This window comes from Rhizobium anhuiense (assembly GCF_003985145.1).
In the GTDB taxonomy this organism is placed as follows: domain Bacteria; phylum Pseudomonadota; class Alphaproteobacteria; order Rhizobiales; family Rhizobiaceae; genus Rhizobium; species Rhizobium anhuiense.
In genome coordinates this window covers 66,399-86,033 of the sequence record NZ_ML133533.1, presented here as the reverse complement: position 1 = coordinate 86,033, position 19,635 = coordinate 66,399, and the positions used below count along the sequence as shown (strand labels likewise).

The 19,635-nt window shown below is 60.7% G+C and carries 21 protein-coding genes; 16 read left to right on the top strand and 5 right to left on the bottom strand.

All coding sequences use genetic code 11. The annotated features are described in order from the left end of the window. Positions 1 to 92: 92 nt before the first annotated feature. The 4 genes from EEQ99_RS25840 to speB all read right to left on the bottom strand — a co-directional run bounded on the left by EEQ99_RS25840 (position 93) and on the right by speB (position 3,489). A complete protein-coding gene (locus tag EEQ99_RS25840; protein WP_027682549.1) occupies positions 93 to 740 on the bottom strand; it encodes an amino acid ABC transporter permease in 648 nt (215 codons plus the stop codon). Then, entirely contained in the window at positions 737 to 1,405 is a 669-nt protein-coding gene (locus EEQ99_RS25835) for an amino acid ABC transporter permease (RefSeq protein WP_047615602.1), read from the bottom strand. Before EEQ99_RS25835 ends, EEQ99_RS25840 begins: the two co-directional genes overlap by 4 nt. A 140-nt stretch (positions 1,406 to 1,545) precedes the next feature. Beyond that, complete coding sequence (locus tag EEQ99_RS25830; protein ID WP_047615601.1) at positions 1,546 to 2,343, bottom strand: transporter substrate-binding domain-containing protein; 798 nt, start codon at positions 2,341 to 2,343, stop codon at positions 1,546 to 1,548. Between the two features lie 84 nt (positions 2,344 to 2,427). Next, on the bottom strand, positions 2,428 to 3,489 hold the full coding sequence (gene speB, locus EEQ99_RS25825; RefSeq protein ID WP_063473786.1) for an agmatinase: 1,062 nt from the start codon (positions 3,487 to 3,489) through the stop codon (positions 2,428 to 2,430). 260 nt (positions 3,490 to 3,749) lie between these two features. On the opposite strand from speB, the gene EEQ99_RS25820 reads away from it, so the two are divergent. The 6 genes from EEQ99_RS25820 (at position 3,750) to EEQ99_RS25795 (ending at position 9,246) form a co-directional block, all read left to right on the top strand. Further along, positions 3,750 to 4,826 carry an extracellular solute-binding protein gene (locus tag EEQ99_RS25820; RefSeq protein ID WP_027682553.1) on the top strand — a complete coding sequence of 359 codons (1,077 nt, stop codon included), beginning with the start codon at positions 3,750 to 3,752 and terminating at the stop codon, positions 4,824 to 4,826. Positions 4,827 to 4,919: 93 nt separating this feature from the next. Next, positions 4,920 to 5,804, top strand: a complete 885-nt coding sequence (locus tag EEQ99_RS25815) for an ABC transporter permease (protein ID WP_127431285.1) — start codon at positions 4,920 to 4,922, stop codon at positions 5,802 to 5,804. Next, a complete protein-coding gene (locus tag EEQ99_RS25810; protein WP_047615593.1) occupies positions 5,801 to 6,640 on the top strand; it encodes an ABC transporter permease in 840 nt (279 codons plus the stop codon). Before EEQ99_RS25815 ends, EEQ99_RS25810 begins: the two co-directional genes overlap by 4 nt. Positions 6,641 to 6,650: 10 nt before the next feature. After that, on the top strand, positions 6,651 to 7,715 hold the full coding sequence (locus EEQ99_RS25805; RefSeq protein WP_063473783.1) for an ABC transporter ATP-binding protein: 1,065 nt from the start codon (positions 6,651 to 6,653) through the stop codon (positions 7,713 to 7,715). Between the two features lie 132 nt (positions 7,716 to 7,847). Beyond that, entirely contained in the window at positions 7,848 to 8,717 is an 870-nt protein-coding gene (locus tag EEQ99_RS25800; protein ID WP_174824500.1) for a LysR family transcriptional regulator, read from the top strand. Between the two features lie 175 nt (positions 8,718 to 8,892). Then, entirely contained in the window at positions 8,893 to 9,246 is a 354-nt protein-coding gene (locus EEQ99_RS25795) for a RidA family protein (RefSeq protein ID WP_097543624.1), read from the top strand. A 160-nt stretch (positions 9,247 to 9,406) separates the two neighbouring features. Here the strand turns inward: EEQ99_RS25795 and EEQ99_RS25790 are convergent, their stop codons facing one another. Continuing rightward, positions 9,407 to 9,901, bottom strand: a complete 495-nt coding sequence (locus tag EEQ99_RS25790; RefSeq protein ID WP_047615589.1) for a hypothetical protein — start codon at positions 9,899 to 9,901, stop codon at positions 9,407 to 9,409. 315 nt (positions 9,902 to 10,216) lie between these two features. On the opposite strand from EEQ99_RS25790, the gene sdhC reads away from it, so the two are divergent. The 10 genes from sdhC to sucD all read left to right on the top strand — a co-directional run bounded on the left by sdhC (position 10,217) and on the right by sucD (position 19,547). Beyond that, positions 10,217 to 10,612: a succinate dehydrogenase, cytochrome b556 subunit gene (sdhC, locus tag EEQ99_RS25785; protein WP_047616030.1), complete on the top strand. Its 396-nt coding sequence runs from the start codon at positions 10,217 to 10,219 to the stop codon at positions 10,610 to 10,612. A gap of 10 nt (positions 10,613 to 10,622) precedes the next feature. Beyond that, positions 10,623 to 11,003: a succinate dehydrogenase, hydrophobic membrane anchor protein gene (gene sdhD / locus EEQ99_RS25780; protein ID WP_047615588.1), complete on the top strand. Its 381-nt coding sequence runs from the start codon at positions 10,623 to 10,625 to the stop codon at positions 11,001 to 11,003. Positions 11,004 to 11,010: 7 nt separating this feature from the next. Continuing rightward, the gene (gene sdhA / locus EEQ99_RS25775; RefSeq protein ID WP_047615587.1) at positions 11,011 to 12,852 is read left to right on the top strand and encodes a succinate dehydrogenase flavoprotein subunit; all 1,842 of its coding nucleotides are present in this window, start codon (positions 11,011 to 11,013) and stop codon (positions 12,850 to 12,852) included. Between the two features lie 18 nt (positions 12,853 to 12,870). Next, the gene (locus EEQ99_RS25770; RefSeq protein ID WP_003567268.1) at positions 12,871 to 13,650 is read left to right on the top strand and encodes a succinate dehydrogenase iron-sulfur subunit; all 780 of its coding nucleotides are present in this window, start codon (positions 12,871 to 12,873) and stop codon (positions 13,648 to 13,650) included. 383 nt (positions 13,651 to 14,033) lie between these two features. Continuing rightward, a complete protein-coding gene (locus EEQ99_RS25760; RefSeq protein WP_063473782.1) occupies positions 14,034 to 14,552 on the top strand; it encodes a protease inhibitor Inh/omp19 family protein in 519 nt (172 codons plus the stop codon). 47 nt (positions 14,553 to 14,599) lie between these two features. Then, a complete protein-coding gene (gene zapE, locus EEQ99_RS25755; RefSeq protein WP_047615585.1) occupies positions 14,600 to 15,763 on the top strand; it encodes a cell division protein ZapE in 1,164 nt (387 codons plus the stop codon). 177 nt (positions 15,764 to 15,940) lie between these two features. Next, a complete protein-coding gene (gene mdh / locus EEQ99_RS25750) occupies positions 15,941 to 16,903 on the top strand; it encodes a malate dehydrogenase (protein ID WP_007822364.1) in 963 nt (320 codons plus the stop codon). A 34-nt stretch (positions 16,904 to 16,937) separates the two neighbouring features. Then, a complete protein-coding gene (sucC, locus tag EEQ99_RS25745) occupies positions 16,938 to 18,131 on the top strand; it encodes an ADP-forming succinate--CoA ligase subunit beta (protein ID WP_047616019.1) in 1,194 nt (397 codons plus the stop codon). Positions 18,132 to 18,139: 8 nt separating this feature from the next. Beyond that, on the top strand, positions 18,140 to 18,631 hold the full coding sequence (locus EEQ99_RS25740; RefSeq protein ID WP_127431284.1) for a DUF1579 family protein: 492 nt from the start codon (positions 18,140 to 18,142) through the stop codon (positions 18,629 to 18,631). A gap of 13 nt (positions 18,632 to 18,644) precedes the next feature. Next, entirely contained in the window at positions 18,645 to 19,547 is a 903-nt protein-coding gene (sucD, locus tag EEQ99_RS25735) for a succinate--CoA ligase subunit alpha (RefSeq protein WP_063473779.1), read from the top strand. Positions 19,548 to 19,635 lie beyond the last annotated feature (88 nt).

Sequence of the window (19,635 nt, the reverse complement as noted above, 5' to 3'; positions counted from 1 at the left end):
GCGTCGCCGCTGCGCGGCGCACCAGCTTTTCAACCGGCATCGGCCCTTTGGACATTCCGTTGCGATCGGAATGCGGGGCAACGCGGCACCGCTCAGCCAAACGCCGCCTTCTTCTCCAGAATTCTGGCGTATTGCGTCAGCGGATAGCACAGGGCGAAGAAGATCACGGCGACGAGACCGTAGACCTTGAACGGTTCGAAGGTCGCGTTGTTGATGGCGTTTGCGGTCTTCAGCAGTTCTTCGAAGCCGAGGATCGAGGCCAGTGCGGTGCTCTTGATCAACTGAACCAAGAACCCGACGGTCGGCGCGCGCGTGATCCGGAAAGCCTGCGGCAGGATGACAAGGCGAAGTTCGAGGAGACGGTGCAAACCCAGGCTGGCTGCGGCGTCCCATTGCCCGCGCGGCACCGCCTCGACGCCGCTCCGCCAGATTTCGGCCAGATAGGCGCTGGCATAGAACGTCAGGCCGCAGACGGCGGCAGTCCATGACTCGATGCGGAAACCGAGCATCGGCAGGCCGAAGAACATCAAAAAGAGCTGCATGAGGAGCGGTGTTCCCTGAAACAGGGCAATGTAGCCGGACGCGAAGCTGCGCGGCCAGCGCGTTTTCGATATTCGTGCAGAGAGGATCGCCAGGCCAACGATGGCGCCGCCGGCAAAGGCTGCGAGCGAAAGCAACAGGGTCCAGCGTGTTGCGAAGACAAGATTGCGCAGAATGTCCCAGAAGGTGAACTCAATCATGCCAGACCGGCTCCCAGAAAACGGCGTTTCCCGGCGAAAAGGAGCCGGCGAAGAGCGGCGGACATCAAAAGGTAGATCAACGTCGCCACCAGATAGGTCTCGAAGGAGCGGAAGGTGCGCGACTGAAGCAGATCGGCCTCCTGCGCCAGCTCGCGGACGGATATTTGCGAAACCACCGCCGATTCCAGCATCATGATGATGATCTGGCTCGTCAGCGCCGGAAAAATGATGGCGAGCGCTTGCGGCAGGATGATCTTGAAGAACACCAGCCGAGGCCTGAGGCCGAGTGCCTGCGCCGCCTCTTTCTGGCCTCTCGGTATGGCATCGAGCCCGGCCCCGACCACCTCGATCGTGTAGGCCGCCATGTTGAGTGTCATGGCAAGAACTGCGGCAGAGATCGGATCAAGGCGAATGCCGAGGCTGGGCAAGCCGAAGAAGATGAAGAACAGCTGCACCAGGAATGGCGTATTGCGCATGACTTCCACATACAGGCCGACGGCCTTGCGCAACCATGGATAAGGTCCCCGGCGCGCCGCCGCGCCGAGAACGCTGAGAACGATGCCGAGGACCGATGTGGAGGCCGTCAGTGCAAGCGTCGTGCCTGCGCCATAAGCCAGAGCGCCCATTCCGTCCCAAAGCCAATTGAAATCCAGGCTGTATCTCATCGCTTGTCCTTTGGAGCCGGATGACCTGGGCTGGGTCGGCCCGAAATCTCGATCCGCCTCTCAACCAAAGAATTGGAGCATGATGCCACCGGAATCGCTTGCGGTTTTCGACATCATGCTCTGGTGAGGGGAGGCCGACCTCAGTCCTTCAGGTTTTCAGGGTTGAGCGGTGCTTTCAGCCAGCTCTTCGAGCTTGCGTCGAGTGAACCATCGGCAATCATTGCGGCGACGCTATCATTGACGGCCTTCTTCAGGCCCTCCTCGCCCTTGCGGAGCGCGATGTGCGAGGGAGAGCTGAGGAGCTGGAATTTCTGCTCCGGCTTCAGTTCGTCCTGTCGTGCCAGAACCTGCGCACCGACATCGTTGCCAACGACCATCAACTGGGTCTGGCCGGATATGAAGGCCTGGATGACCGAATTGTAGTTCTCGAAACGCTGGATCGCAGCCGAGCCGGGGGCGGCGGCGGTCAGCGAGGTGTCTTCGAGCGTCCCGCGATTGACGGCGACGGTCTTGTCGGCAAGGTCTTCCTTGCCGCTCACCTTCAGCGCAGCCGGACCGATGACGGCGATATAGTAGGGGGCGTACGGGGCGGCAAAATCGATAACCTCGGCACGCTCCTTCGAATAGCCGACGCTCATCAGCAGATCGACGCGGTCGTCGTTCAGGTAGGCGATCCTGTTCTGACCAGTCACGCTCACGAGATTGAGTTTCACGCCGAGCCCGTCGGCGATCTTCTGGGCGACGTCGACGTCATAGCCTTTGATGCTCATATCGGCGCTTGCCGAAGAGAAGGGCGGGAAATCGGAGAAGATGCCGATGTTGATCTCGCCTGCAGCTTTGATATCGGCAAGTTCGTCGGCCTGTGCGGCCCCTGCCAGGATGCCGAACACGGCAATTGCTGCGGTGGCGGCGTAGCGCAATTTCATAAGAGCAGTCATGTCGTTCCCCTTTTTGAGACGTCTTGTGCGACAGGTGATGGATGGCAGCGGACACGAGGCACGCTGCCGGTGTGAAGCTGGTTCTCAGGTCACGTTTGTCCTGGCCGCGGGACTGAACATCGCGAGGCACAGGAGTTCGAACAGGACCTGCGCGGCGATCTGCGCGGTGTTGGTGGTGTTGTCGTATTGCGGCGCGATTTCCACGACGTCGCCGCCGATGAGGTTGATGCCTTTGAAGCCGCGCAGCAGGGTCAAGGCCTCCCTCGGCTGAAGCCCGCCCACTTCTGGCGTGCCGGTTCCCGGAGCGAAGGCCGGATCAAGGCTGTCCACGTCGAAACTGAGATAGGTCGGACCGGCGCCGACAACCTCCAGAGCCTTTGCGATCACGGCCTTGAGACCCATCTCCGCCACCTCTTCTGCGTGGATGACGGTCATGCCGGAGGCAAAGGAGAACTCCCAGAGATATTCGCCGCCGCCGCGGATGCCGATCTGGATCGTCCGCTTCGGATCGAGCACGCCCGCCAGAACCGCCTCGCGGAACGGCGCGCCGTGATGGAACTTGGAGCCCTCATAGGGACCTGCGGTGTCGCAATGAGCGTCGATGTGGATCATGCCTACCGGCCGGCTGGCCGCCAGGCCCTTGAGAATGGCGCCGGAGATCGAATGGTCGCCGCCGACCGACAGCGGAATAACCCCGGTTGCCGCGATCATCCGGTAGCAGGCCTCGATATCGGCATGGCATTCGGCCAGGCCGAACCGGCTGCGCATCGGCACGTCGCCGACATCGGCGACTTTCAACCCTCCCATCGGCGCGACACGCAGAACATGCTCGTAGGGGCCGACACGCTCGATCGCCCGGACGGCCCGCGGCCCCAGCCGCGCGCCGGCGCGATTGGTGACGCCGAGGTCCATCGGCACGCCGATCAGAGCCACGTCAAGCGCCTCAAGCACCTCGGGCCGCAAGCCGTTCTCGATGAAACGGGCGTCCAGAAAGGTCGCAGGATCGGCAAAGGGCCATTTGCGGCTGTCGCCGTCCTTGAACACGCTCGCCGCCACGGCGCGGAAGTGCGGATCTTCCATCTCCCCGCCTGCGGCGCTGCCGAAGCGCTTTCTCAAGTTTTCCAGAAAATCCCGATCAATGGTCAAGGCAGGCTCCCACGTATTGATGCAGCCGTCATCATCAGCGCCGCACGCTTCTCTTGGAACCGCGAAAATTCGAGAGGGGATATAACGATTGCTGATAGCTCGGATCCGCCGAGGCGCCGCGATGCGGGTTGTGCATTCATCGGTATGTTCAGAAAACTTTATAACCCGGCGAGAATTTTCCCACTACCGCGGTCGGCAACCTCCCAGCAGTCTCCGATACGAACGGTCCGGCAGAGGGCCGACAACAAAGGGAACCTACCATGTTGCACGATATGACACGCCGCCGCTTCCTCGGATCCGCCGCTGCCGCGGGGATTGCCGGCACGATGACCGGGTTTGCGAGATCCGCCGCAGCCGGCAGCGGCAATCTGACCGCCGTTGAATGGGGCGGCGATGTCGTCGAGGCCATGAAGCAGATTGCCGCCGACCAGAATGCGGCGACGTTCAACTGGGTTCTCCATCAGGGCGGCGCGGGCGCGATCCTGCCAAAGATCAAGGCCGTCTGGCCGAATGTCGACTACGACTACGTCGCCGGCTGGGAGGGCTCATTCAACAGCATGGTGAAGGAGGATTGGCTCGAGACCATCAATCCTGCCGATGTTCCCAACCTTGCGAATATTCCCGAGAAAATCATCATTCGGGACGGCAAGGGGAATATCAAAGCGGTCCCACGCGCCGTTGGCGGCATGTATTTCGGCGCCCGAACCGACACGGCTCCGATCGCTGTGAAGACCATCGATGATCTGCTGAGCCCCGATCTTAAGGGGGCGATCTGCTGGCCAGGCCCGACACAGAGCATGATGCTCCAGATCGTCGCGCTCGCCCTTCACGCCGGCGGCAGTGAAACGAATATGGAACCCGGGTGGAAGCTCATGACGGAACTGGCGAAATCCGGCAATATCGGCCGCGTCGCCATCACCGATATCGATTTCACCAATTCGTTGACGTCGGGCGAGACCTCCGTCGGCTTCTTCGCTGAGCCCGGCTGGGCGGCCGTGGCGAAGAACTTCCCGGTTACGCGTTTCACCAAGGACAGCAACTTCAAGGCCTTCCTCTACCAGAGCGGTTTCGGCGTGCTGAAGAATAGGCCGAACACCAAGGCAACGCTCGATTTCGTCAACTTCGCGATCAGCCCGGACATGAACTCGCTCTACGCCAAGGTGGCGGGCGAAGCGCCGTTGAACAGCAAAGCTGTCACGCCCGACAATCTCAAGCATCTGTCCTTCACGTCGGACGAGTTTTCGAGCTTCGTCTATGTGCCGGACTACAATGTCGTTCTCGAACAGCAGGATGCCTGGTCCAAACGCTGGGAACAGGACATCGCCCCGTTGCTCTAAAGCACCTCCGGGCAGGTTATCGAAGGCGCGGCGCGGGCTTCGATAACCTCCCTTTCTCATGCCCCGCAAGGGCGAGGAAAAGGCTGTTCCACCATGACCAAAGCAATGCGGCAACCCGTTGCCATTTCTATTCCTGATCGCCGAGATGTCGCCCTGACGCTCGGACCAGCCCTCCTGGTATTCGCCTTCGGTTTTCTGTCGCCATTGGTCAATCTGGCAATCGAAAGCTTCAAGGAGTTTACGCCGGGGCGCGTCGGTTCCGTTGAAAATGCCGCGGCGACAGTTCAAAACTACTACGAGCTTGCAAACCAGGCGTTTGCGAGCGTCCTGCTGACGACTTTCTGGATCGGTGGAGCTGCCGCGATCATCGGCCAGCTCGTGGCATTCCCGCTGGCCTACTTCATCGTACGGCGCATTCCCCCGCGGATGCGGGCGCTCACTCTCGGCTTTTTGATTACGCTTGTTCTCTCCAGCGTCCTGATCAAGACCTATGCGATCGAACTGACCTTCGGGTCGGTCGGCATCTTCCGCCCCTTCCTCTTGACACTTGGCCTTTCGCCAAACAGCCGCGAATATATCAATATCGTCGTGACTGCGGGTCTGGTTCACTCGATCATACCGGTCGCAACGCTGACGCTGATTGGCGCGATGCAATCGATCGATCCGCGTCTGCTCGATGCAGCCCAGTCGCTCGGCGCGCCGGGATGGAAAGCCCATCTGTCGATCACGCTTCCCCTGAGCTTCCCGGCTCTGATCTCAAGCACGCTTGTCTCGCTGACTTTCGCGATCAGCGCCTTCGTCATTCCCATGGTGCTCGGGAGGGGCCGGGTGCTTTTCATATCGAACGTCATCTACACCCGGTTCAGCGATATCGCCAACTATCCGAGCGGCGCGGCGATCTCGCTCGTCATGCTTGCGGCGGCGTTGGCGGTGGTCGCTGTCATAACGTTTGCGCAGGCCTGGAAGGTTTCCCGATGAGCAGACAGTCTCTTGCAGCGCGAACCGGAGACCGGATCGCCGTTTCCCTTGCCTACGGTGTCATCGGCCTTGGATTGGCGTTCCTCGCCATCCCGTTGGTGATAACATGCATCATGGCTTTTGACGCCAGGACCTACCTTGGTCCAATGCCGCCACCTGCCTTGTCGCTTCACTGGTTCGAACGGCTGGTTTCCCAGGCGGATATCCTTACCAGCCTACGCACCAGCCTCATCTTGGCGGTACTCACGACGGTTCTGTCCGTCACGATTGGAACTGCGGCGGCTGTTGGCCTTGCCCGTGGCAATTTTCCAGGAAAGGCGGCGCTGACTTCGGCCTTTCTCTCGCCACTCATCGTCCCGCCCGTCGTCATTGGATTCGGCCTGCTGCTTTTTCTTTCCAAGGCCGGCATCACGAATGGTATGGCGCGCCTGCTCCTCGGCCACGTGATCGTGACGTTGCCCTATTGCATAAGGACCAGTCTCGCCAGCCTTCTCGGCAGCGATCAACGATTGACGGAAGCCGCAATGGTTCTCGGCGCCACCGAGCGCCAGGCCTTCTGGACCATTACCCTGCCGCTCATGCGGACGGGCGTCGTCACCGGGGCGATCTTCGCCTTCGCCATTTCAATAGATGACGTATCGATCAGTCTCTTTCTGAGCGATCCGTCCGCAACGACCTTGCCTGTTACGCTGGTCAGCAACATGCGGGCGGCTTTCGACCTGACGATCGCTGCGGCGGCCGTGGTCCTGATTGCCGTCACCGCGTTGCTGATCGTCGTGCTGGACCGGGTCGTCGGCTTCGACACTGTCGTCGGCCAGGGTTTGTTTCGTTCTTGAGGACAATACGATGATTTCTGCCGTGGAATTTCAAGGGGTCAGCAAGCGCTTTGGCGAAACCGTCGCCCTCGGTAATATCTCCTTCTCGGTGAATCCAGGTGAAACAATCGCACTGCTCGGACCAAGCGGCTGCGGCAAGACCACCATTCTTCGGCTCATTGCCGGATTCGAGCGGCCCGACAAAGGCTCGATCTTGATCGACGGCGAGCCGATGGCCGGATTGAAACCCTATGAGCGCAATGTCGGGCTGCTGTTCCAGCATTACGCTCTTTTCCCGCATATGACCGTCGAACAGAACATCGGCTACGGACTTCGCCATCGCAACCATCCGCCGGAGCAAATACCTCGCCGCATTGCCGAGATGCTTGAGCTCGTCCGGCTCGTCGGTTTCGGACAGCGGCGGCCGCACCAGTTGAGCGGCGGCCAGCAGCAGCGTGTTGCGCTGGCGCGGGCGCTTGCCACCCATCCGAGCCTTGTTCTTCTGGATGAGCCCTTGTCGGCCCTCGACGCCAAGCTTCGGCATGAGTTGCGCACCGAATTGAAGGATGTGCTCGCCGCGGTCGGCTCGACCGCAATCGTGGTAACCCACGACCAGGAAGAGGCGATGAGCCTGGGAGAGCGCATATTCGTGATGAACCGTGGAGCAATCATGCAATCCGGCAGGCCGGATGATGTGTATTGGCGTCCAGACTCGCGTTTCGTCGCGGATTTCATGGGACGGACGAATTGGATTCACGGCTCGATTTTGGCCGCGGGCGGATCGGCGCGCAAATTTCGCTCCGAATCCGGCTGGGAGTTTCCGGTCGCGTCCACGGGAAGCCTTTCCGGTGCCGCCGAGATTTGCGTGAGGCCGGAAAGCGTCGAGATATCGTCCGGCGCTCCGGGAGCCGGGGCCATGCCCGGACGCGTTGCCGACGTTGTGACACTCGGTGCGTTCAGGCATATCGTTCTGGACCTCGTCAGCGGTGACCGCATAATCTCGGCTTGCCCTAACCGTCCAGACATAGCCTTTACTCGCGGGCAGGAGATCAGCGTTTCCATTCCGCCGGAGGCATGCGTCCTCTTCGCGCGATAAGCTGGCATTGACGGGACGCAGCTTGCGCTGCGCCCCGGGCAAAGGATCGCCGGTTGCCGTAAGAACATGGTTCGTCCAATATCTGCTTATCGGCAGAGAGGCCCTCGGCTCTCGAGCGCCACAAAGTATGGAATGCGGCTCCTGATGCTTGATCTTGATTCCTATCTGCTTCGTGCATTTCTGACCGTCGCGGAGATCGGCACCGTCAATGGAGCAGCCGCCAAGCTGAACAGAACGCAGGCGGCGGTGAGCATGCAGATCCGCAAGCTGGAGGAGCTTGTCGGCGTTACGCTGTTTTCGCGTTCGTCAAAAGGCCTCGAGCTCACGAGCCATGGGCAGATCATGCTGGCTTATGCCCGCGAAATGGTCGCCCTCAGCGACGAGGTCGAGAAAAGGCTGACAGGCAAGATGATCGAGGACCGCATCCGCCTCGGCGTCGTTGAGGACTTCGCAGCCGGCCACCTGATCGACATTCTTAGCGACTTCAGAGCCCAGAACCCGAAGGTCGAGATCGATATCATCGTCGAGCCGAATCGCCGCCTCGCCAGCCTGTTTGAAGACAGGAAGCTGGATCTCGTGGTTTGCGACATCACCTGCCTCTCGCGAAAACCGACCCTGATCTGGACCGAATATTTGATGTGGACGGTCAGATCCGACTTTGTGGCGGATGCGGAAAAACCGCTTCCCATCATTATGTTTGAGGAGGAGTGTCCCTGGACGCTCCCGACGATTGCCGCTCTGTCTCAGCGGAACATCAAGTGGAAGACGGCGTGCGTCGCATCGACGCTGGTGGCCATGGCGACCGCGGTTCGCGTCGGTATCGGTATCGCACCGATGATGCTCAACACGAAACCGGAGGGCTGCCGGACGCTTGACAAATCGGCGGATCTGCCCGGGCCGGTGCGCATCGAGATCGGTCTCTATGCTCAGTCCGAGACGGCCGAGGGCGCGCGCTACCTTGTGGACTTCATTTCGCGGCATACGGCCATTTTGTCCAGCTAAAGCCTTGAGCCAACAGAATGCTTCAATCTGACCAGGAAGGCTTTAGGAGCGTTCAGCTTCTATTATATCGGCTCAACTTAATTCCCTCTACCGGAATGGCCAGCCAAGCCCCACAGTGATTCCAATGAAGGGTCGAACGGCCCAATCTCAAGCATTCATGGAAGTCGCGAATACGATGATGGGGCAAGCCAAAGTTGACGAAACTCTCCTCGCAGATGCCGCCTATCTGCCCGGTCAGGTCGCAAACCTGACGAGAGGAGCGAGCGTGACGGCGCAAACCAACGAAATACTGGAGCGCATCGATGACATGCTGCTGCGCGAAGGGACCGATAAGGCGGAGATCATTCTCGCCAACATTTGGCTCAGCGACCTTGCCTCATTCGAGGAAATGAACAGAGCCTGGGATGCTTGGATGCCGGATAGCGGAACGCCACGGCGGGCGACGTTTGAGGACAAGAATCTCCCGCCGATGTGCGCCATCCGTATTGACGTAGCCGCGTCGCGAAAGAGTGGGGCCGGGCAAATTTGAGCCGCCGGCGTTCGTCATCTTCATATTCCTGTCAGCAAAGCTGACCAGGGAAAGGCTCTAAAGCGCGTCGCGTCAAATCGGAATCATGCGACGCGCTTTAAGTCATTGTTTTATGCATGTCGTTGTCCCAAAACCGCTGTACACTTTTGGGCGACATGCATTAAGGCCGGATGATGCAGACATTGGCCTCGTAGGCGCAGGGATCGTCCTGCACGGCGACGTCGATGACCTTCGCCTTCGGCGCCAGCTGTTCAGGCCGCGGGGCCGGATAGAAACCATAGCCGTCGCCGCCGACATAGGTTCCGCCATCGACCTGATAGGCATAGGAAGAGCCGGCATAGGTGCCGCCGCTGTCGCCACCCTGCGCTTGGGGCAGGACGAAGATGAGATTGCTGCGGGCGATGCGATTTGTCGCCGGCGATGAAAACTGTTTCAGGAACGGCATCCGCTCTTTGCGGTTGCGATACCGATAGGCATTGTCGAAACGGATGCCGCGATCGCGCCAGCCGACACGTTCGCCGAGGAACAATCCGCCGTGGACAGCGTGGCGATGGCCGGGAAAGCGATGATCGCTGCGGCGGTCGCCGGCTTCGGCGGGCAAGGCGGCAAGTGCGGACAGGGCAAGCAGGGTGACTGCGGACAAACTGCGAAACATGGGTGGCCGGCCTCCGGAATTCCGATCCTTAACAAATCGTTAACGCCAGATTGCGCCAAAAGCCGAAGCTTGTCCATTCAGGTCCGAGCATCGGCATCAAATTTGAGCGGAAGAGACCAGTTTCTTTAGCCTGCAAACTTCCCGGTAACGCGAATCGATTAAATTAAAAGCAGACAGCGATTGTGCTTGTCGTCGGCGTTTCCGGTGATTAAACGTCGCAATTGATGCAACGCACACAGAGAATTTTGTCATTCGTGTGGTTGACTGAGCATGCTCCGAAATCCGGGAGCGCAGAGAAGCCGCCGCGAGGTTCTGATGGCGAACGTGACAAATAACCGGCCCCTATCGCCGCATCTGCAGATTTACAAACCTATTCCCACCATGATCATGTCCATCGTCCACCGCATTACCGGTGGCGCGCTCTACGTCGGCACGCTGCTCGTCGCTTGGTGGCTGATCGCGGCGGCAAGCGGCCAGGGCTCCTATGACTGGGCCAACTGGGTGCTCGGCAGCCTTCTCGGCAAGCTCGTGCTTCTCGGTTACACCTGGGCGCTGCTGCACCACATGCTCGGCGGCTTTCGCCACTTCATGTGGGATCTCGGTTACGGTTTCGGGAAGGAATTCTCGACCAAGCTCGCCATCGCCAACATCATCGGGTCGCTCTGTCTGACCGTGCTGGTCTGGGTGATCGGCTTCCTCATTCGCTTCTGAAGGTCCTCTCATGGATATGCGCACCCCCCTCGGCAAGGTTCGCGGGCTCGGCTCCGCCAAGGACGGCACGGACCATTTCTGGCGCCAGCGGCTGACGGCCGTCGCCAATGTTCCGCTCATCCTCTTCTTTCTCATCTTCATGCTCGTCTATGCCGGCGCGCCTTATGCGGATGTGGTTCGCGCGCTGTCGAACCCCTTCGTCGCTGTTGTCATGGGGCTGATGGTGATCTCCGGCGTCATCCACATGAAACTCGGCATGCAGGTCATCATCGAGGATTACGTGCATGGCGAGTTCGGCAAGATCGCGCTGCTGATGCTGAACACGTTCTTTGCGATCCTGATCGCCGGCCTCTGTCTCTTCGCCATTCTGAAAATCGCATTCGTAGGATAAGCTTGATATGGCACCGACTTCACCCGCCCAGAATGGCAAGGCCTACAAGTATGTCGATCACTCCTACGACGTGATCGTCGTCGGCGCCGGCGGCGCCGGCTTGCGCGCCACGCTCGGCATGGCCGAGCAGGGCTTCCGCACCGCCTGCATCACCAAGGTATTCCCGACCCGCTCGCATACGGTCGCGGCCCAGGGCGGCATCGCCGCCTCGCTGCGCAACATGACGCCGGACAGCTGGCAGTGGCACCTCTACGACACCGTCAAGGGTTCCGACTGGCTCGGCGACGTCGACGCCATGCAGTATCTCACCATGGAAGCGCCGAAGGCGGTCTATGAGCTCGAGCATTACGGCGTGCCGTTCTCGCGCAACGAGGAAGGCAAGATCTACCAGCGCCCGTTCGGCGGCCACATGCAGAATTACGGCGAAGGCCCGCCGGTCCAGCGCACCTGCGCCGTTGCCGACCGTACCGGCCACGCCATCCTGCATACGCTCTACGGTCAGTCGCTGCGCAACAATGCCGAATTCTTCATCGAGTATTTCGCGCTCGACCTGATCATGTCGGAAGACGGCAGCCGCTGCACCGGCGTCGTCGCCTGGTGCCTCGACGACGGCACGATCCATCGCTTCGCCGCCAAGATGGTGGTGCTGGCGACCGGCGGTTACGGCCGCGCCTATTTCTCGGCAACCTCGGCCCACACCTGCACCGGCGACGGCGGCGGCATGGTGGCGCGTGCCGGCCTGCCGCTGCAGGATATGGAATTCGTGCAGTTCCACCCGACCGGCATCTATGGTTCGGGCTGTCTGATCACCGAAGGCGCCCGCGGCGAAGGCGGTTACCTCGTCAACTCCGAGGGTGAGCGCTTCATGGAGCGTTACGCGCCTTCGGCCAAGGACCTTGCCTCGCGCGACGTCGTTTCGCGCTGCATGACGCTTGAGATCCGCGAGGGCCGGGGCGTCGGCAAGAACAAGGACCACATCTTCCTGCATCTCGACCATCTCGATCCGGCCGTTCTGCATGAACGCCTGCCGGGGATTTCCGAGAGCGCCAAGATCTTCGCTGGCGTCGACGTCACGCGCGAGCCGATCCCGGTTCTGCCGACCGTTCATTACAATATGGGCGGCATTCCCACGAATTATTGGGGCGAAGTGCTGAACGCCGACAGCGCCAATCCGGAACGGATCATCCCCGGCCTGATGGCCGTGGGTGAAGCCGGCTGCGCTTCGGTGCACGGCGCCAACCGCCTCGGCTCCAACTCGCTGATCGACCTCGTGGTCTTCGGCCGCGCCGCTGCGATCCGCGCCGGCGAGGTGATCGACCGCGCAGCGCCGGTCCCGCATCTCAACGTCGCAGCCTGCGACAGGATCATGGACCGCTTCGACGGTCTGCGCCACGCCAGCGGCGCCACGCCGACGGCGGAACTGCGCGAGAAGATGCAGCGCGCCATGCAGGAAGACGCCGCCGTCTTCCGCACGCAGGAATCGCTGGAATCCGGTTGCCGGCGCATTTCGGCGATCTGGCAGGAAATGGGCGATCTGAAGGTCACCGACCGTTCGATGATCTGGAACTCCGATCTCGTGGAAACACTCGAGCTGCAGAACCTGATGGCCAACGCCATCACGACGATCTACGGCGCCGAGGCCCGCAAGGAGAGCCGTGGTTCGCATGCGCGCGAGGACTATACCGAGGGTGCATTCGCCGGCCGCGACGACGTCAACTGGCGCAAGCACACGCTCGCCTGGGTCAACGAGGCCGGCGACGTGAAACTCGACTACCGGCCGGTTCACACCGAGCTCATCGCCGAAGGCATCGATCCGCAGAAGATCGCGCCGAAGGCTCGCGTGTACTGATCTCAAGAGGAACCCGCTATGGTTGAACTCGCTCTCCCCAAGAATTCTCAGATGCGCGAAGGCAAGGTCTGGCCGAAGCCGGCGGGTGCCAAGAACACCCGCGAGTTTCGCGTCTATCGCTGGAGCCCGGATGACGGCCAGAACCCGTCGATCGATACGTTCTACATCGATGTCGACGATTGCGGGCCGATGGTGCTCGACGGTCTGCTCTACATCAAGAACAAGATCGACCCGACGCTGACGCTGCGCCGTTCCTGTCGCGAGGGCATCTGCGGATCCTGCGCGATGAATATCGACGGCACCAACACGCTCGCCTGCACCAAGGGCCTCGACGATATCAAGGGCGCGGTGAAGATCTATCCGCTGCCGCATCTACCCGTCGTCAAGGATCTGGTTCCCGACCTCACCAACTTCTATGCCCAGCATCGTTCGATCGAGCCGTGGCTGAAGACGGTGTCGCCGGCGCCGGCCAAGGAATGGAAGCAGAGCCACGAGGACCGGCAGAAGCTCGACGGCCTGTATGAATGCATCCTCTGCGCCTGCTGCTCGACCTCCTGTCCGAGCTACTGGTGGAATGGCGACCGTTATCTCGGTCCGGCCGTTTTGTTGCAGGCCTATCGCTGGCTGATCGATTCCAGAGACGAGGCGACCGGCGAACGCCTCGACAATCTCGAGGATCCGTTCCGTCTCTATCGCTGCCACACGATCATGAACTGTGCGCAGACCTGCCCGAAGGGCCTCAACCCGGCCAAGGCGATCGCCGAAATCAAGAAGATGATGGTCGAGCGCCGGGTTTGATCAGCATGCATGCCACGACGGAATAGACGGCTTCGATCCCGAAGCCGTCACAGAGATCAGGTCGCGGCTTTGCATCTGTGCACGAACAGGGCATTCGCATCATGGTGATGGTGCAATTCTCTTGAGTTCGCTGGAGCGCTCTTCCGAGACATTGCGCGAGTTCGACAGGCATCCTGACAGAGATGAACGCGCGCAACACCTTGCTGACAAATTCTATGTGCAGGAAGTTTTGCAGCGGGACAGTTGAACTGTATCGTTTTTCGGTTAGTTGTTGTCACGGGCAATTTGTGCAGCCCGACTTGATTAACCAAAGCGAATTACGATAATCGGACTTGTCTCACGCCCGTTTCTCTACGGCGATAGCCGAATTCAGGAGTATGATGATGCAGTTGCGATATGCGATGACAGGTCTGGTGGTGGTTCTGTCGCTAGCCGGTTGTCAGCGTACGGCATATGATTACAGCTCCAACAACGCCAGTGCCACGCCGGCGCCGCTGACGGCGCAGCCGGTGCCCTCGGTACAGGGGGGGCAGCTTCCGCCACCGACCGGAAGTTCGCAGTTTCCGGCCGCGCCGACGGCGACGGCGCCGATGCCGGGCGCTCAGCCTGGCGCAATGGCGGCGAATGCGCTTGATGTCACCAAGGAATCGATGGTCGGAAGCTGGCGCGTCAACGGCGGCTGCGACATGTTCCTGACGCTGACCAATCTCGGCAGCGGTTCGCGCGGTGGTACCCGCGGCTGCGTCGGCGAGCTGACGGCAATGGGGTCCTGGGAAGTTTCCGGCAAGCAGGTGCTGCTCAAGGACCGTTCGGGCAACCAGATCGGCAGCGTCTACAAGACGGCCGACAACCGCTTTGACGGACAGACGAACACGGGTCAGCCGATCAGCCTCAGCCGGTAAATGTTCCGGCAGCTCTGCTGCGACGACTGACAGGCGGATATGCCCTCATGCAACCAATGCCGGATTATGCGCTCAGCGTCTGCGAACAGCTTAAAGCGCTGACCGCATCGGGGGCACTTCAGGTCGATTCCGCACAGATGGACGTGGCAAAGAGCCTCGACCGGGTGCTTGCGGGGCTCAAGCAACGGCGGCCGGCGGCAAAATCGAGCGCGCTTGGCTGGCTGTTTGCCGCCAAGAAGAAATCCGTCGACGGCCACAAGGGGCTTTACATCCACGGCAGCGTCGGGCGCGGCAAGACCATGCTGATGGACATGTTCTTCTCGATGGCGCCGTGCAGGAAGAAGCGCCGGGCGCATTTCCACGAATTCATGGCGGATGTGCATAACCGCATCGCCGCGCACCGGCTGAAGCTCAAGAACGGCGAGACGAAGCAGGCCGATCCGATGCCGCCCGTCGCCGCCGCGCTTTACGAGGAAGCCGAGCTTCTCTGCTTCGACGAGTTCACGGTCACCGATATCGCCGATGCGATGATCCTGTCGCGGCTGTTCTCCGAGCTTTTCGCACGCGGATGCGTGCTGGTCGCGACCTCGAACGTCGAGCCCGACAATCTCTATAAGGATGGCCTCAATCGCGGCCTCTTCCTGCCTTTCGTCACCTTACTCAAGCAGCATGTCGATGTCGTAACGCTGGATTCGCCCACCGATTACCGGATGGAGAAGCTGAACAGCCAGCCGGTCTATCTGGTGCCGATCAACGAGCATAATGACATGGCGATGGATGCGTCCTGGACGCAGGCGCTGCATGGGCGCAAGGCGCAGCCGCTGGATATCCCGATGAAGGGGCGCCACATCCATGTGCCGCTCGCCGTCGACCGGATGGCGCGGTTTTCCTTCGCCGATCTTTGTGACAAGCCGCTCGGAGCAGCCGACTTTCTGGCAATCGCCGAACGCTTCGATATGGTCTTCGTCGATCACATTCCGTTGCTCGGGCCGGAAAAGCGGAACCAGATCAAACGGTTCATCATTCTGGTCGATACGCTCTACGATCATGCCGTGCGGCTTTACATCTCCGCAGCGGCGATGCCGGAGGAACTGTTGGTGCACCGCAAGGGTACCGAAGGTTTCGAATTCGACCGCACGACGTCGCGGCTTTTCGAGATGCGCAGTGCTGAATATCTTGCGCTGCACCATGAGAAACGCGCCGCCGAGTAACAATCCGGTGACAGAATGTTTTACGTTTACGTAAGAATTTTTGTATCTAAACGATTGAAAACGCTGCATCAAAATTAATGGATTGCCATTTTTTGGCTTTGGGTCTATGCGATTGCGTCATTGGGCGGTGCCTTGTTGCGTCCGTCCGACGAATTTGATCGCAAAGGAAACAGCGAAATGGCGCGTAACAAGATCGCACTCATTGGTTCTGGCATGATTGGTGGCACGCTGGCGCACCTCGCCGGCCTGAAGGAACTGGGCGACATCGTCCTGTTCGACATCGCGGACGGTATTCCCCAGGGCAAGGGCCTCGACATCGCACAGTCCTCTCCGGTCGAAGGCTTCGATGCCAATCTGACCGGCGCCAGCGACTATTCGGCGATTGAGGGCGCTGACGTCTGCATCGTCACCGCCGGTGTTCCGCGCAAGCCTGGCATGAGCCGCGACGACCTTCTCGGCATCAACCTCAAGGTCATGGAGCAGGTCGGTGCCGGCATCAAGAAGTATGCGCCGAACGCCTTCGTGATCTGCATCACCAACCCGCTCGACGCCATGGTCTGGGCGCTGCAGAAATTCTCCGGCCTTCCGGCCAACAAGGTCGTCGGCATGGCCGGCGTTCTCGACTCCTCGCGTTTCCGTCTTTTCCTCGCCAAGGAATTCAACGTCTCCGTCCAGGATGTCACGGCCTTCGTGCTCGGTGGTCATGGCGACACGATGGTGCCGCTCGCCCGCTACTCGACGGTCGGCGGCATTCCGCTCACCGATCTCGTCACCATGGGCTGGGTCACCAAGGAACGCCTCGAAGAAATCATCCAGCGCACCCGTGACGGCGGCGCCGAAATCGTCGGCCTGCTGAAGACCGGCTCGGCCTATTATGCGCCGGCCGCCTCGGCGATCGAGATGGCCGAATCCTACCTCAAGGACAAGAAGCGCGTTCTGCCCTGCGCGGCCCATCTCACCGGCCAGTACGGCGTCAAGGACATGTATGTCGGCGTTCCCACCGTCATCGGCGCCGGCGGCGTCGAGCGCATCATCGAGATCGACCTCAACAAGACCGAGAAGGAAGCCTTCGACAAGTCCGTCGGCGCCGTCGCCGGTCTCTGCGAGGCCTGCATCAACATCGCGCCTGCCCTCAAGTAATCGGCGCTGAAGTAATCGAAACAGGGATAGACCCATGAACATTCATGAATATCAGGCCAAGGCTCTGCTGAAGGGCTATGGCGCGCCGGTTGCCGAGGGTGTGGCCATTCTCAAGGTCGAAGAAGCCGAGGCTGCCGCCAAGTCGCTTCCCGGTCCGCTTTACGTGGTCAAGAGCCAGATCCATGCCGGCGGCCGCGGCAAGGGCAAGTTCAAGGAACTCGGTCCGGATGCCAAGGGCGGCGTTCGCCTCGCCAAGTCGATCGAGGAAGTCGTTTCCCACGCCAAGGAAATGCTCGGAAACACGCTGGTGACCGCGCAGACCGGCGAAGCCGGCAAGCAAGTCAACCGCCTTTACATCGAAGACGGCGCCGACATCGCCCGCGAGCTCTATTGCTCGCTGCTGGTCGACCGCTCGGTCGGCCGGGTTGCCTTCGTCGTATCGACCGAAGGCGGTATGGACATCGAGGCTGTCGCCCACGACACACCCGAAAAGATCCAGACGATCGCCATCGATCCGGAAGCCGGCGTGACGGCTGCCGACGTTGCCGCGATCTCCAAGGCGCTTCAGCTTGACGGCGCTGCCGCCGAAGATGCGAAGTCGCTCTTCCCGGCGCTCTACAAGGCCTTCGGCGAAAAGGACATGGCTCTCCTGGAAGTCAATCCGCTGATCGTCATGAAGGATGGCCATCTGCGCGTCCTCGATGCCAAGATGTCTTTCGATGGCAACGCGCTTTTCCGTCACGACGACGTCAAGACGCTGCGCGACGAGACCGAAGAAGATGCCAAGGAAATCGAGGCCTCGAAGTGGGACCTCGCCTATGTCGCGCTCGACGGCAATATCGGCTGCATGGTCAACGGCGCCGGCCTTGCCATGGCGACCATGGATATCATCAAGCTTTACGGCAAGGAGCCGGCCAACTTCTGCGACGTCGGCGGCGGCGCCGGCAAGGAGAAGGTGGCAGCGGCTTTCAAGATCATCACCGCGGACCCCAAGGTTGAAGGTATTCTCGTCAACATCTTCGGCGGCATCATGAAATGCGATGTCATCGCCGAGGGCGTGATTGCCGCGGTCAAGGAAGTCGGTCTCAAGGTTCCGCTCGTCGTGCGCCTTGAGGGCACCAATGTCGAGCTCGGCAAGAAGATCCTGAACGAGTCGGGTCTCGCGATCACGGCGGCTGACGACTTGGACGATGCGGCCAAGAAGATCGTCGCGGCGATCAACGGCTGAGGACGATCATGGCCTTCCAGTCCACGCCCTCCGCTGCTCATTTCCGCCTCAACGCCTTCGCCGGCGTGTGGGAAGGGGACGAGCGCGTCGCGGCGTCGGCGTGGACGAGCGAAGGCAAGGCCAGTGCTGAGTTTTCCGGCGAGGCGTTGTTCGGCGGATTCTTCCTCGAGCAGCGCTATCGCCAGACGCGGGATGGTGCTGTTTCGTTCGAGGCGCGAAATATTTTCGGCTTCGATGCTTCGGACCAGACCTACAAACTCTACCAGTTCGACTCCGCAGGTTTTGCGCCGCCTGTACCGGCGTCCGGCGAGTGGAACGGCAGTGAGCTTGTGCTGATGAAGACTTCGCCGCGCGGCAGCCAGCGCACCGTATTCACGTTTGAAAATGAAGACTGCTACCGGATGGGCGTCAGCTTTTCGCCTGCAGGCAGCGATACTTGGCAGGAGGTCGTCAGCGGCGTCTATCGTCGCGCGTCCTCCACGTCTTCCAACCTCTCCTAAACAAAGGCCTCGCATGTCCATTCTCGTCAACAAAGACACCAAGGTTCTCGTTCAGGGCCTAACCGGCAAGACCGGCACGTTCCACACCGAACAGGCGCTCGCTTACTACGGCACCCAGATGGTCGGCGGCATCCATCCGAAGAAGGGCGGCGAAACCTGGACCGGCGCAAAGGGCGAAAGCCTGCCGATCTTCGCAACCGTTGCCGAAGGCAAGGAAAAGACCGGCGCCGACGCGACCGTCATCTATGTTCCGCCGGCTGGTGCTGCCGATGCGATCATCGAGGCGATCGACGCCGAGATCCCGTTCATCACCTGCATCACCGAAGGTATCCCGGTCATGGACATGGTGCGCGTCAAGGCGCGCCTCGACCGCTCCAAGTCGCGCCTGCTCGGCCCGAACTGCCCGGGTATCCTGACGCCGGAAGAGTGCAAGATCGGCATCATGCCGGGCTCGATCTTCCGCAAGGGTTCGGTCGGTATCGTTTCCCGCTCGGGCACGCTGACCTATGAAGCCGTCTTCCAGACGTCAAACGAAGGCCTCGGCCAGACGACGGCCGTCGGCATCGGCGGCGACCCGGTCAAGGGCACCGAGTTCATCGACGTCCTGGAAATGTTCCTGGCCGACGCAGCCACCCAGTCGATCATCATGATCGGCGAAATCGGCGGTTCGGCTGAAGAGGATGCTGCGCAGTTCCTCAAGGACGAAGCCAAGAAGGGCCGCAAAAAGCCGATGGCTGGCTTCATTGCCGGCCGTACGGCGCCGAAGGGCCGCACCATGGGCCACGCCGGTGCTGTGGTTTCCGGCGGCAAGGGCGATGCGGAATCGAAGATCGCGGCGATGGAATCGGCAGGCATCAAAGTGTCGCCGTCTCCGGCCCGCCTCGGCAAGACGCTGGTTGAAGTCCTCAAAGGCTAAAACCACTTAAAGACCCGGGCGGAGGAACGGCATCTGCGCCTTCCGCCCGGCCTTGACGGTACGAGACCAGCAGATGCGCCGCGGACAG

Coding starts and splice junctions, on each gene's coding strand:
- EEQ99_RS25840 (WP_027682549.1), bottom strand. CDS start 740: ATGATTGAGTTCACCTTCTGGGACATTCTGCGCAATCTTGTCTTCGCA.
- EEQ99_RS25835 (WP_047615602.1), bottom strand. CDS start 1,405: ATGAGATACAGCCTGGATTTCAATTGGCTTTGGGACGGAATGGGCGCT.
- EEQ99_RS25830 (WP_047615601.1), bottom strand. CDS start 2,343: ATGACTGCTCTTATGAAATTGCGCTACGCCGCCACCGCAGCAATTGCC.
- EEQ99_RS25820 (WP_027682553.1), top strand. CDS start 3,750: ATGTTGCACGATATGACACGCCGCCGCTTCCTCGGATCCGCCGCTGCC.
- EEQ99_RS25815 (WP_127431285.1), top strand. CDS start 4,920: ATGACCAAAGCAATGCGGCAACCCGTTGCCATTTCTATTCCTGATCGC.
- EEQ99_RS25810 (WP_047615593.1), top strand. CDS start 5,801: ATGAGCAGACAGTCTCTTGCAGCGCGAACCGGAGACCGGATCGCCGTT.
- EEQ99_RS25805 (WP_063473783.1), top strand. CDS start 6,651: ATGATTTCTGCCGTGGAATTTCAAGGGGTCAGCAAGCGCTTTGGCGAA.
- EEQ99_RS25800 (WP_174824500.1), top strand. CDS start 7,848: ATGCGGCTCCTGATGCTTGATCTTGATTCCTATCTGCTTCGTGCATTT.
- EEQ99_RS25795 (WP_097543624.1), top strand. CDS start 8,893: ATGATGGGGCAAGCCAAAGTTGACGAAACTCTCCTCGCAGATGCCGCC.
- EEQ99_RS25790 (WP_047615589.1), bottom strand. CDS start 9,901: ATGTTTCGCAGTTTGTCCGCAGTCACCCTGCTTGCCCTGTCCGCACTT.
- sdhC (WP_047616030.1), top strand. CDS start 10,217: ATGGCGAACGTGACAAATAACCGGCCCCTATCGCCGCATCTGCAGATT.
- sdhD (WP_047615588.1), top strand. CDS start 10,623: ATGGATATGCGCACCCCCCTCGGCAAGGTTCGCGGGCTCGGCTCCGCC.
- sdhA (WP_047615587.1), top strand. CDS start 11,011: ATGGCACCGACTTCACCCGCCCAGAATGGCAAGGCCTACAAGTATGTC.
- EEQ99_RS25770 (WP_003567268.1), top strand. CDS start 12,871: ATGGTTGAACTCGCTCTCCCCAAGAATTCTCAGATGCGCGAAGGCAAG.
- EEQ99_RS25760 (WP_063473782.1), top strand. CDS start 14,034: ATGCAGTTGCGATATGCGATGACAGGTCTGGTGGTGGTTCTGTCGCTA.
- zapE (WP_047615585.1), top strand. CDS start 14,600: ATGCAACCAATGCCGGATTATGCGCTCAGCGTCTGCGAACAGCTTAAA.
- mdh (WP_007822364.1), top strand. CDS start 15,941: ATGGCGCGTAACAAGATCGCACTCATTGGTTCTGGCATGATTGGTGGC.
- sucC (WP_047616019.1), top strand. CDS start 16,938: ATGAACATTCATGAATATCAGGCCAAGGCTCTGCTGAAGGGCTATGGC.
- EEQ99_RS25740 (WP_127431284.1), top strand. CDS start 18,140: ATGGCCTTCCAGTCCACGCCCTCCGCTGCTCATTTCCGCCTCAACGCC.
- sucD (WP_063473779.1), top strand. CDS start 18,645: ATGTCCATTCTCGTCAACAAAGACACCAAGGTTCTCGTTCAGGGCCTA.